This is a genomic window from Staphylococcus agnetis (assembly GCF_002901865.1).
Lineage (GTDB): Bacteria > Bacillota > Bacilli > Staphylococcales > Staphylococcaceae > Staphylococcus > Staphylococcus agnetis.
In genome coordinates this window covers 19,007-31,492 of record NZ_PPQF01000046.1, presented here as the reverse complement: position 1 = coordinate 31,492, position 12,486 = coordinate 19,007, and the positions used below count along the sequence as shown (strand labels likewise).

The following is a 12,486-nucleotide window of genomic DNA, read 5'->3' as shown; positions in this document are numbered from 1 at the left end:
GCCGAACACAGAAGTTAAGCTCTTTAGCGCCGATGGTAGTCGGACTTACGTTCCGCGAGAGTAGGACGTTGCCAAGCAAACGAACCCCAAGTACAAATCGTACTTGGGGTTTTTTGTATGTTTTTTTGTATGTGATTTAAATCAGCAGTGAATAAAGCATTTTATTTTCATTAATATAAATATTTTTTGGATCAAACTGATGGATACGTTGTTTCAGTGTATTTAAGTCTTTGTGATATTTTAATTGGATTCCAATTATAACCGTTCCCGTATTTTGTGATGCCTTTTTAAGATATTCAAATTTCGTGATATCATCATCAGGGCCTAAAACATCATTTACAAATTGTTTTAGTGCACCCGGACGTTGTGGGAAATTCAAAATAAAATAGTGTTTCATTTCTTCGTACAGTAATGCACGTTCTTCAATTTCTTTCATGCGATTAATGTCATTATTACCACCGCTAATGATACATACAACCGTTTTCCCTTTAATCTCTGATTGATAATGATCTAATGCGCTGACACTCAGTGCACCAGCTGGTTCAGCAACAATGGCTTGTTTCGAATACATATCTAATATAGTGGAACATACCGCTCCTTCATCCACTTGTACATAATCATCAATGGTATGTTTACAAATGTTAAAAGTAAATTGCCCAACTTTAGCTACAGAAGCACCATCTACAAATTTATCGATATTTTCTAAACTCACAATACGATTTTGTGAAATAGATTGATACATACTACTTGCACCAAGGGGTTCAACTCCAATGCAAGACGTATGAGGGGAGTGTGCTTTAAAATAAGAAGAAACACCAGACATTAAACCACCACCACCGATTGCACCAAACACGTAATCGAAATGTATGTCTGCGTCTGTAGCTTGTGTTAAGATTTCTTTTGCCACAGTACCTTGTCCTGCAATGGTGTCAATATTGTCAAAAGGATCAATAAACGTCATTTGGTGTTTTTCGGTGTAGGATAAAGCTTCTTTTAAACAATCATCGAAGGTATCCCCAATTAATTTAATTTCAACATTGGTATCTCCAAAAAATTTCACTTGATTGATTTTTTGATTCGGTGTTGTCACTGGCATGAAAATTACTGCATTTAAATTTAGTTGACGTGCAGTGTATGCCACACCTTGAGCGTGATTTCCAGCACTGGCACATGTAATACCTTGTGACTTTTGTTTTGAAGATAATACTGAAATTGCATTGTATGCACCACGTAATTTAAATGATCGCACCCATTGTAAATCTTCACGTTTTAAATAAACATGACATTGATATTTTAATGATAAATAATGGTCATATTCAAGGGGTGTTGTTTTTACGGTATCTCGTAATCGTAAATGTGCTTCATCAATCTCTTTTACATTTAAAGTTGGTGTTGTGACAGTCATTCTGTTCACTCCTTTAATTTAGCTCGTTCATAGGCTTTTATTTCACTTTCATACGATAATGTGATAGCAATGTCATCTAATCCATTGATAAATTTATGCTTCCACGTTTCTTCAATGTCGAACGTAAATGTGTTGCCATTAGCTTGAATAAGTTGACGAGGCAAGTCAATCACTATTTCTTTTGCTTCTACGAGTTGATGTATGGCTTCGTCATCTAGGCGTATCGGTAGTATAGCATTTTTAGTACAGTTCATATAGAAAATATCACTGAAGCTTTTTGCAATAATGACTTGAAAGCCATAATCTTTTAGTGCCCAAGCCGCATGTTCACGACTAGAACCACAACCAAAATTATCACCCGTAATTAAAATAGTTGCACCACGGTAGGGTGCTTGATTTAAAATGAAATCCGGGTTGGCTTCGCCATTTTTTAAATACCGCCATTCATCAAATAGAAAGGGCCCGAAGCCACTTTTCGATATGCGTTTAAGGTGTACTTTAGGAATAATTTGATCCGTGTCAATATTGTCATGGAATAATGGCACAACTTTACCTTTATACGTCGTGAAGGGTTTAATTTCCATCATAATGTCTCAGCCACCTTTCTAACATCAATGAAATGACCATGAATGGCTGCTACAGCGGCCATTGCAGGGGATACAAGATGTGTCCGTGCACCTTTACCTTGTCTACCTTCGAAATTACGGTTACTTGTTGAGGCACAATGGACACCTTCTGGCACTTGGTCAGGATTCATACCTAAACACATGCTGCAACCTGGTTCTCTCCACTCAAAACCTGCTTCAATAAAAATACGATCTAGCCCCAATGACTCGGCTTCTTTTTTAACGCGCCGTGACCCTGGAACGACAATTGCGTTAATGTTTGGATGCACTTTTTGACCTTTGATAAATCGACTGGCTTCAATTAAATCAGATAGACGAGCATTCGTACATGAACCTAAAAATACATAACCTAATGGGATATCTTTAGCACGTTGACCCGGTTTAAGCCCCATGTATCGATACGCACGCGCATCATTGACGGATTTACTTTCGGGAAATGGTTCTGAAATACTCACGCCCATTTCTGGGTTCGTACCCCAAGTGACTTGAGGTTCTAATTGTGATACATCTAAGTGAATGACTTTATCAAAAGTTGCATCCGTATCACTCGATAATAATTGCCAATCCATTACTTTTTGATTAAAGTCTTGGACATACTGGCGTCCTTTTAAATATTCAAACGTTGTTGCATCCGGTTGTATGATGCCATATTTGGCACCAGCTTCGATTGCCATGTTACATAATGTCATTCTACTTTCCATTGAAAGGGATGAGATAGTATCACCTGTAAACTCTAGTGCATAGCCCGTTCCAAAATCTACGCCGTGTTGTTGAATTAAAAAGAGTATAATGTCTTTCGCATAAACCCCTTTAGGCAATGTACCTGTCACTTCGATTTTTAAATTTTTAGGTTTAATTTGCCATAACGTTTGTGTTGCAAATACATGTTCTACTTCACTTGTACCAATACCAAAAGCAATTGCACCAAATGCTCCATGTGTAGCAGTATGTGAATCACCACAAACAATCGTTTTACCAGGTTGTGTAAGTCCAAGTTCAGGGCCGACCATATGTACAATACCTTGTTCATCTGATCCCATATCAAACAATGTGACATTGAAATCTTTACAGTTTTGTTGCAGTGCTTGTATCTGATTCAGCGCTACGCTGTCTTTAATGTTAAAAATATCTGATGTTGGTACATTGTGATCTAATGTTGCAAAGGTTAAATCAGGACGGCGTAAAGGTCTCTTTTGTATACGTAAACCTTCAAATGCTTGAGGTGACGTTACTTCATGAATAAGATGTAAATCAATATAAAGTAACTGAGGTTTACCAACTTCACCTGTAATGACATGTTGATGCCAAATTTTATCAAATAATGTTTGCCCCATAATTACGCCTCCTTTATATATGCCTTAATATTTTCAATAATATCGGTGGTTTTGTAATGACCGCCCAAATCTGCAGTTGTGATATTCTCAGTTATTAAATGTGCAATGCTCTTTTCAATTAATTCTGCGGCTTTTGGAGCTTGAAAGGTTTCTCGTAAACACATTGCTAGCGATAATAACATCCCAAATGGATTTGCTGAATTTTGACCGGCTATATCTGGAGCAGATCCATGAATGGGTTCGTATAGATTGATGCCACTATGTCCTTTACTCGATGAAGGGGATAAGCCTAAAGAACCTGGTAACATCGAAGCCTCGTCGCTTAAGACATCACCGAATAAATTTTCAGTGACGATAATATCAAAATGTAGCGGATTTTGGATAAGTTTCATACTACACGCATCCACAAGTAGGTGCTCTAGCGTGACATCAGGATAAAAACGAGCAACTTCAATTAATGTTTGTCGCCATAATTTACTGCTTGCGAGGACATTTTCTTTATCGACTGACGTCACACGTTGACGACGTTGTTGTGCTAGTTGAAAGGCAACATGTGCGATTTGTTCAATTTCAGATTTTGTATATACAAGTGTATCGATAGCTGACTCCGCATTGAGTACTCTAGGCTCTCCAAAATAGATTCCGCCTGTGAGTTCCCGAACAATAATAAAATCTGTATTGGAAACAATTTCTTCTTTTAATGGTGATAATTTAACCATGGAAGGTAATACTTTTGTAGGTCGAATATTTGCATATAATCTGAGTGATTGACGCAATTTCAATAAACCTTGTTCTGGTCGAACTGACGCGTTTTGCCATTTTGGTCCACCTATAGCTCCCAACAATATCGCATCTGCACGTTTACAAGCAGAGAGCGTATGTTCAGGGAGGGGTGTACCATATTGATCGATAGCACACCCGCCCATAAGATGTTCTTCTAATTCATAGTCAAACTGAAATTGATGAGATAGTAATTGCAGTACTTCTAAGGTGCCTGACATAATCTCAGGCCCGATACCATCTCCAGCTAATACAACAATTTGCTTACACATGCACATCCACCTCACTTGAAACTGCAGCCATCGCTTTTGAACAAGCTTCAACATAGGCTTTACAGGATGCATAGATAATATCGTGATCAAATCCAACGCCATCAAAAGTAGTATCATTTAGACGAATCGAAACACGTACTTCAGCTTGGGCATCAGAGCCTTCAGTAACTGCTTCAATACGGTAATCACATAACTCAGGTTGAATTTTAAATATACGATCTACCGCATTATATATTGAAACTATTGAACCTGTGCCAATACTGGAGTCTTGGTAGGTATGGCCATCCTTGTCTTTAATCACGACGACGGCACTTTGTAATCCATTTGATACAAACTGTAATTGTAACGTTTCTAGTTGATAGTAAGCATGTAACTCATGTGTTGTACCTTGAATTAGGGCATGAATATCCCGGTCTGTCACTTGCTTTTTCTTATCGGCAATATTTTTAAATGCTTTAAATAGTACTTTTTGTTCTTCAGATCCTATTTCATAACCCATTTGTTTAAGCTTCTCTTGGAAAGCATGTTTTCCTGACAATTTGCCAAGTGGTAATTCAGTTTGTTGAATACCCACGAGTTGTGGTGTCATGATTTCATACGTTTCAGGATTTTTAAGAAAGCCATCTTGGTGTATACCAGATTCATGACTGAAAGCATTTTTACCTACAATGGCTTTATTTCGAGGTACAGCAATCCCGGCATAACGTGCGATCAACTCAGATGTTGCTTTCGTTTGATTAAGCTGAACACGAGTTTCTATGCCATAGTGATCTTGACGGACATATAGGCCGAGCGCAACTTCTTCAAGTGCAGTATTACCAGCACGTTCTCCAATACCATTTAAAGTTCCTTCAATTCGGGTTGCACCATTTTCAATCGCAGCCATACTATTGGCGACAGCTAGCCCGAGATCATCATGACAATGTGCGCTATAAATGATTTCAGAGTCCGATTTAATTGTTTGAAGTAGTGTTTTAAATATGGCACCATATTCCGTTGGGTAACTATAGCCAACTGTATCAGGTATATTGATAATTGTTGCACCTGCATCTACAGCTGTTTGTACACTTTGAATTAAGAAGGGTAGGGGTGTACGTGTTGCGTCTTCTGGTGAAAATTGAACAACATCAAATAATGATGATGCGTACGTCACATGCGCTTTGATAGAAGCCAGCACTTCACTTTCAGTCATATTCAGTTTTGATTCCAAATGAATTGGACTTGTAGCAATAAACACGTGAATAGATGGTTTTACAGCATCTTTCGTAGCTTCATATACCGCATCAATATCAGACTTTTTACATCGTGCTAAGCCCGTTACCGTTGTCTTTTTTAAAGTCTGTGCGATTGCTTTAACTGAATCAAAGCTCCCTTGACTTGAAGCGGGAAAGCCTGCTTCGATTACATCAACACCCCAGTTTTCAAGTTGTTTTGCGATTGCTAAACGTTCATCGAATGAAAAACTTACACCAGGTGTTTGTTCTCCGTCTCTAAGTGTGGTATCAAATAGTTGAATATGACTAGTCATCATGAACAGCTCCTTTAAATGAATCAATTACTTTTGAATTTGTTTGGCTTTGATGAAGGGCATCATTTTACGTAAATCTTGACCAACTTGTGTAATAGGATGGTCCTTTTGTGCTTGTCGCATTTGTTTGAAATGCTCAAAACCATTTTGATTATCATTAATAAATTGTTGGCTGAAGGCACCTGTTTGAATGTCTTCTAGTACAGCCTTCATGTTATTTTTGGTTTCATCAGTAATGACACGTGGACCTGAAACATAGTCACCAAATTCTGCTGTATTTGAAATAGAATATCGCATATTTTCGAGGCCGCCTTCATAAAGTAAATCAACGATGAGTTTCATTTCATGTAAGACTTCAAAATAAGCAATTTCAGGTTGGTAACCAGCTTCTGTTAAGACTTCAAATCCACTTTGAATTAAGCGTGTTACACCTCCGCATAAGACGGCTTGCTCCCCAAATAGATCCGTTTCAGTTTCTTCCTTATATGTTGTTTCTAATACGCCTGCACGTGTAGCACCAATCCCTTTGGCGTAACTTAAAGCAATATCACGTGCGTTTCCAGAGGCATTTTGATGTACTGCAAATAATGCCGGAACAGCAGAACCTTCTGTAAAGGTACGTCTAACGAGGTGGCCAGGTCCTTTAGGTGCAACTAAAAAGACATCAACGAATTCAGGTGGTTCAATGACGTTAAAGTGAATGTTAAAACCATGTGCAAACGCAAGTGCGTTATTGGGTTCTAAGTTTGGTTTGATTTCATTATCATAAACCGTACCTTGAATTTCATCTGGTAATAAAACCATTACAACATCGGCTTGTTGTGAGGCTTCACTTACGGTTAAAACATCAAAACCATCTTCTTTTGCTTGCTCAAAAGAGCGACCCGGACGAATACCAATCACAACTTCATAGCCATTATCTTTTAAATTTTGAGCATGTGCATGACCCTGAGAACCATACCCAATGACTGCAATTTTTTTACCTTTTAACGCATCGTTTTCTACATCTTGATCATAATAAACTTTTGTCATAACTTTTCCTCCTAAAAATATATAAGTTGTTTTTTCATACAATGCCAGCAGTTCCTGAGCGAGAAACTTGCTTAATTTCTAATGATGATAGATCTTCTAAAAGATGGTCTAACGTATATTGTGGTCCTGCCACTTGTAAATAAATGTGCTCGTTATCTTCTTTTAAAATAGTAACTAGCGCATCATAAGGGGCTATTAACGCATTGATTTTTGAGATATTTGAGGGTGCTTTCAATTTCACTAAGAGCAATTCACGATTAAATGTATTGGTATCCGTGATGTCTTCAACAGTTAAAATGTTGATTTGTTTTTTTAATTGTTGAATGATTGTCCGTGTAACTTGTTCATTAGGCACTTCTGCTACAAATGTTATTTCAGTTAATCCTTCTTCACGCGTAGGGCTTGCAGCAATATTGACGATATTGAATTGTCGACGTACAAAAATACTTGTAAGTCGATTTAATGTGCCTGCCTTATCGAATACTTTTAATTTAAAAGTGCGTCTCATAACAATCCCTCCATTTCATGATTCGCTTTACCACTAGGAACCATCGGTAATACAGGTTCTGCAGGTGAGATTCTCACTTCAATAAAAGCAGGACCATCATAGCGAAATGCGGCTTCGAGGGTTTGCTCTAATTGGAGAGGGTCATCGATTAAAAACGTCTTTATACCATAAGCTTCAACTAATTTAATAAAATCAGGTTGCTCATTAAATACAGAGTGTGAAAAACGTTGTTTGAAAAATTTATCTTGCCATTGTCTCACCATTCCTAATGTACCGTTATTTATAAGTACAACTTTAATGTTCAATTGATACGCTTTAAGAAGTGCAAGTTCTTGATTGGTCATTTGAAAACCACCATCACCTACAAATGCCACTACAGTATCATTTGGTTTTGCAAATTGAGCACCGATGGCTGCGGGAATGCCAAATCCCATCGTTCCTAAACCACCACTAGTAATGAATTGTCCGTGTGTGTTAAAAGGATAAAATTGTGCAACCCACATTTGATGTTGTCCTACGTCAGTTGTGACATAGGCTTTGCCATTTGTGATTTTTCCGATATATTCAATGGCGCGTTGGGGTTTGCAAAACTGCGTGTCTACATCCTTCAGATATTTAAATGGATGTTTTGCCTTATATTGGGCTATTTGGTTTATCCATGTATCGTATGTAGATACACGGGTTGGGTGGTGTAATAATGCTTCAATCACTGCTTTAACATCCGCTACAATACCTAAATCAGTGTCAATGACTTTATTGATTTCAGAAGGGTCAATATCGACATGAACGATTGTAGCGTTTTGAGCAAATGTCTCAGGTTGGCTTGCTAGGCGATCATCAAATCTGGACCCAAAATTGATAAGAAGGTCACAGTCTGTAATTGCCATATTACTGGCATATGAGCCATGCATGCCTCCCATTCCAAGAAACAGTGGGTGTTCGTAGGGGATTGCTCCTAATCCATGAAGGGTTGTAACGACAGGGATTTGATGACGTTCTACAAAAGTTTGTAATAAATGATTCGCTTTTGAAAAGTTAACGCCTGCACCAGCTAAAACGAGTGGTTTTTGCGCCTCTTTTAAATAATCGAGGACCTGTTGAATATCCTCAGACCTTGGCGTATGATTCACCTCATAGCCAGGCGTTAGAACAGTCGCGTCATTTGTCTTATCTGTTGCTAAAATTCCAATATCTTTTGGAAAATCAATGACAACAGGTCCTTTTCTACCTGAATTTGCGATATAAAATGCCTCTTTTACAATTTTAGGGATGTCTTTAACATCATTTACTTGATAATTATGTTTAGTAATTGGTGTAGTCATTGAAAGTAAATCCGCTTCTTGAAACGCATCTTTACCAATTCCAGCTGTGGCAACTTGGCCCGTAAAAACTACTAACGGTAGTGAATCACTATAAGCGTCAGCAATACCTGTCAACGTATTCGTGGCACCTGGCCCACTTGTGACAACTACAACACCTGGTTTTCCACTTACACGAGCATAGCCTTCTGCAGCATGTACAGCACCTTGTTCATGCCTATATAAAATGTGCGGGATCCGGTCTTCATAAATCGAATCATAAAGTGGAAGTACAGCACCACCTGGGTATCCAAAAATATACTCAACATTTTCTTCAATCAGTGTATCAATTAATAATTCTGAGCCTGATTTGGGTGATTTCGGTTCTAATTCTGGATTTAAACCTTGTACTGCATCATCTGTAGGTACCATTACTTCTTTTTCACTAGTCATAAGTCATCCCTCCATGTTTAAAGTAAATCTTCTGGTACTTTCATCACACCACCTGTATTCGCACTTGTCACTAGGGCTGTATAGCGTGCGAGATAGCCAGTTTTAACTTTAGCTTTAAAAGGTTTTAACAGCTTCTGACGACGTTCTAATGTCACTTCATCAATGTGGACTTCAATTTGTCGTTGTACTAAATCAATCGATATGTCATCTCCATCTTCAATTAAGGCGATAGGGCCTCCAGCAGCAGCCTCTGGAGAAATATGACCCACTGCAATGCCACGTGTGGCACCTGAAAAGCGTCCGTCTGTAATCAATGCGACATCTTTACCTAAACCTCGTCCGACAATGGATGATGTCGGAGCTAACATTTCTGGCATTCCTGGCCCACCTTTAGGTCCTTCATAACGAATCACAACAACATGACCAGCGCGTACGGTATGGTTATCGATGGCTTGAACAGCTTCATCATGACTATCAAAACAAATCGCTTTACCTTTAAATGTTTTAATCGAAGGATCAACGCCGCCAACTTTAATGACTGCACCGTCTGGCGCAATGTTGCCATATAAAATAGATAATCCACCTTCTTTATCATAAGGACGATCAAGCGGTCTAATGACTTCATGGTTTGAAATCTTATGTCCTTCATAATTTTCACGTAAGGTTTGTCCTGTGACAGTAATTCGGTCAGGATGTAATACGCCATCTTTCTTAAGAAGTTCATTGATAATAGCTGGTACGCCACCTGCATTGTGCACGTCTTCCATTGAATAGGATGAACTTGGGGCGATTTTTGAAAGATAAGGTGTTTTTTTAGCAATTGTGTTAATACGTTGGAGGTCATAATCGATACCAGCTTCGTTGGCGATTGCTAATGTATGTAATACAGTATTAGTTGAACCGCCCATAGCCATATCTAAGGCAAAAGCATCATCTATGGCTTCTCTTGTCACAATATCTCTAGGTTTAAGATTATTCTTAACATTTTCAACAAGTTGTTTGGCTGCTTTACGAATTAAATGACGTCGTTCATCTCCAATTGCTAACGCCGTTCCATTAAATGGTAATGCCAGACCTAGTACTTCCATGAGACAGTTCATGGAATTAGCTGTAAACATGCCTGAACATGAACCACATGTTGGACAAGCGTTTTGTTCCATTTCTAAGAATTCTTCTTTTGTCATCGTACCTTCTTTATAAGCGCCAACAGCTTCAAACATAGAGGATAATGTCAAAGCTTTCCCTTGAGATGATAATCCTGCTTTCATTGGACCGCCCGAACAAAATATAGCAGGTACATTTGTTCGAACTGCAGCAAGCAACATACCAGGTGTGATTTTGTCACAATTAGGTATATAAAACACACCGTCAAACCAATGTGCGTTTACTACAGTCTCAGCAGCATCTGCGATAATCTCTCTACTAGGTAAGGAATAACGCATCCCTATATGACCCATCGCAATACCATCATCTACACCAATCGTATTAAATTCAAAAGGAATGCCACCAGCTTCTCGAATTGCTTCTTTAGCGATATCACCCAACTCTCTTAAATGCACATGTCCGGGAACGATATCAATATATGAATTACAGATCGCAATAAATGGTTTATTCATATCAGTAGGGGATTGAATTTGTCCTGTAGCGTGTAATAAACTTCGCGCTGGTGCTTGTTGATCACCTTTTTTAATCATGTCACTTCTCATGGAATGACCTCCTAAATATTGATAAAAGGATAAAAAATAAAAAATGCGCCCCAATTGATAATTGGGACGCATTTTGTAAGTCCCATTCAATTAGAAATAGGACTTAAGTCATTAGTAAATTAAATCACTAATACTCCAGTCCTGAGCACATTAATAAGACAATAATATTTAATTGTTGTTTAGCATTATATGGTGTGAATGTCATATTGATGTGCTCCTTCCTTGAATGAGTGTGTATATTCAATATTTTAAATTGATAGAATTATCTAAAAATTCATGTACCTAATTTACCTTATCCAAATAACGTTGTCAATCATAAATTTGAAATTTCTGAAAATTTATTTATACTTTCTCAAAATAACTCGGTACAGTCAGACGTTAAAAAATTTGTTACAATAGATAAGTAAATCCAATCAGGAGAGAACTAATGATCAAGATAAATAATTTAGATGACTTACAACAGTTTGCAGTGAAACTCACGTCACTATTAACATCGGGCGATGTTATTTTATTAGAAGGTGATCTTGGCGCCGGTAAAACAACGTTAAGTCAAATGGTAGGCCGAGCGTTAGGGGTTAAACGTACAATCAATTCACCTACGTTTAATATCATTAAATCTTATCAAGGTAGTCAGTTGGCATTTCATCATATGGATTGTTATCGTCTAGAAGACTCCGATGAAGATTTAGGGTTCGATGAATATTTTGAAGATGATGCCATTACGATGATTGAATGGAGCCAGTTCATTGAAGCATACTTACCAAGTCACTTTTTAAGGTTAACGATTCACGTCATTGATGAAAATACGAGAACGATTGACATAGATGCTGCGGGTGTTCATTTTGAACAAGTGAAGGAGGCGCTAGAACATGATTAGTTTGTTATTGGATAGCTCTAATCAGCCTTTATCAGTGGCAGTCATGAAAAATGATGACGTATTGGCGTCTAAAACGACAGCCGAAAAAAGAAATCATTCCATACAACTGATGCCGACAATAAAAGAATTACTTGATAAAGTGAAGTTAGAACCTAAAGATTTAAACGCGATTATTGTTGCGCAAGGCCCGGGTTCATATACAGGATTAAGAATCGGTGTTACCACTGCCAAAACACTTGCTTATACATTGAATATACCACTGTATGGTGTATCTTCATTAAGTGCTCTTGCAGCAACAGTAGATGATAAATCAGCAACGATTGTACCGATATTTAATGCGCGTCGAGGTTTTGTTTTTGCGGGAGTATATCAATGGCACAACGATTCATTAACATGTGTGATTGATGATCAATATATTGAATTGGCATCATTAATCACTAAAGTAGCATCAATGGACAACGTTGTCTTTGTGGGGGAAGATACAGAGCAATTTGAGGGTGAACTCGAACAATTTTCAACGGTTTCCAATTTACCCCAAGCACATCAAATGTATTTTCTAAAAGGTCAACCAGTCGATGTTCATACATTTGTCCCATCTTACCTAAAATTATCGGAGGCGGAACAAAATTGGATGAATCAACAATCAAACAGCAATTAAATATTCGTC

Annotated in this window: 11 protein-coding genes; 2 read left to right on the top strand and 9 right to left on the bottom strand. The window is 37.9% G+C overall.

Translation table 11 applies throughout. From position 1 onward, the window contains the following. Window positions 1-136: 136 nt before the first annotated feature. From ilvA to ilvD, 9 genes are read right to left on the bottom strand one after another with little or no spacing between them, the layout of a single operon-like run. Window positions 137-1,405 carry a threonine ammonia-lyase IlvA gene (gene ilvA / locus CD172_RS07580; protein ID WP_103345973.1) on the bottom strand — a complete coding sequence of 423 codons (1,269 nt, stop codon included), beginning with the start codon at window positions 1,403-1,405 and terminating at the stop codon, window positions 137-139. Window positions 1,406-1,410: 5 nt separating this feature from the next. Further along, complete coding sequence (gene leuD, locus CD172_RS07575) at window positions 1,411-1,989, bottom strand: 3-isopropylmalate dehydratase small subunit (protein WP_103345974.1); 579 nt, start codon at window positions 1,987-1,989, stop codon at window positions 1,411-1,413. Then, window positions 1,989-3,365, bottom strand: a complete 1,377-nt coding sequence (gene leuC / locus CD172_RS07570; protein ID WP_103345972.1) for a 3-isopropylmalate dehydratase large subunit — start codon at window positions 3,363-3,365, stop codon at window positions 1,989-1,991. The genes leuD and leuC overlap by 1 nt, the downstream gene beginning before the upstream one ends. A gap of 2 nt (window positions 3,366-3,367) precedes the next feature. Continuing rightward, the gene (leuB, locus tag CD172_RS07565) at window positions 3,368-4,417 is read right to left on the bottom strand and encodes a 3-isopropylmalate dehydrogenase (protein ID WP_103345971.1); all 1,050 of its coding nucleotides are present in this window, start codon (window positions 4,415-4,417) and stop codon (window positions 3,368-3,370) included. After that, window positions 4,410-5,945: a 2-isopropylmalate synthase gene (locus tag CD172_RS07560; protein ID WP_060551506.1), complete on the bottom strand. Its 1,536-nt coding sequence runs from the start codon at window positions 5,943-5,945 to the stop codon at window positions 4,410-4,412. The genes leuB and CD172_RS07560 overlap by 8 nt, the downstream gene beginning before the upstream one ends. 27 nt (window positions 5,946-5,972) lie before the next feature. Next, the gene (ilvC, locus tag CD172_RS07555) at window positions 5,973-6,977 is read right to left on the bottom strand and encodes a ketol-acid reductoisomerase (RefSeq protein WP_060551505.1); all 1,005 of its coding nucleotides are present in this window, start codon (window positions 6,975-6,977) and stop codon (window positions 5,973-5,975) included. Between the two features lie 34 nt (window positions 6,978-7,011). Continuing rightward, complete coding sequence (ilvN, locus tag CD172_RS07550) at window positions 7,012-7,485, bottom strand: acetolactate synthase small subunit (RefSeq protein WP_103345970.1); 474 nt, start codon at window positions 7,483-7,485, stop codon at window positions 7,012-7,014. After that, a complete protein-coding gene (gene ilvB / locus CD172_RS07545) occupies window positions 7,482-9,215 on the bottom strand; it encodes a biosynthetic-type acetolactate synthase large subunit (RefSeq protein WP_404829386.1) in 1,734 nt (577 codons plus the stop codon). Before ilvB ends, ilvN begins: the two co-directional genes overlap by 4 nt. Window positions 9,216-9,253: 38 nt before the next feature. Further along, window positions 9,254-10,942, bottom strand: coding sequence for a dihydroxy-acid dehydratase (gene ilvD / locus CD172_RS07540; RefSeq protein ID WP_103345968.1), 1,689 nt, complete (start codon window positions 10,940-10,942; stop codon window positions 9,254-9,256). 427 nt (window positions 10,943-11,369) lie between these two features. On the opposite strand from ilvD, the gene tsaE reads away from it, so the two are divergent. Both tsaE and tsaB read left to right on the top strand, forming a co-directional pair. Next, a complete protein-coding gene (gene tsaE / locus CD172_RS07535; RefSeq protein ID WP_060551501.1) occupies window positions 11,370-11,819 on the top strand; it encodes a tRNA (adenosine(37)-N6)-threonylcarbamoyltransferase complex ATPase subunit type 1 TsaE in 450 nt (149 codons plus the stop codon). Then, the gene (gene tsaB, locus CD172_RS07530) at window positions 11,812-12,477 is read left to right on the top strand and encodes a tRNA (adenosine(37)-N6)-threonylcarbamoyltransferase complex dimerization subunit type 1 TsaB (RefSeq protein WP_103345967.1); all 666 of its coding nucleotides are present in this window, start codon (window positions 11,812-11,814) and stop codon (window positions 12,475-12,477) included. Before tsaE ends, tsaB begins: the two co-directional genes overlap by 8 nt. The last annotated feature ends 9 nt before the right edge of the window (window positions 12,478-12,486 follow it).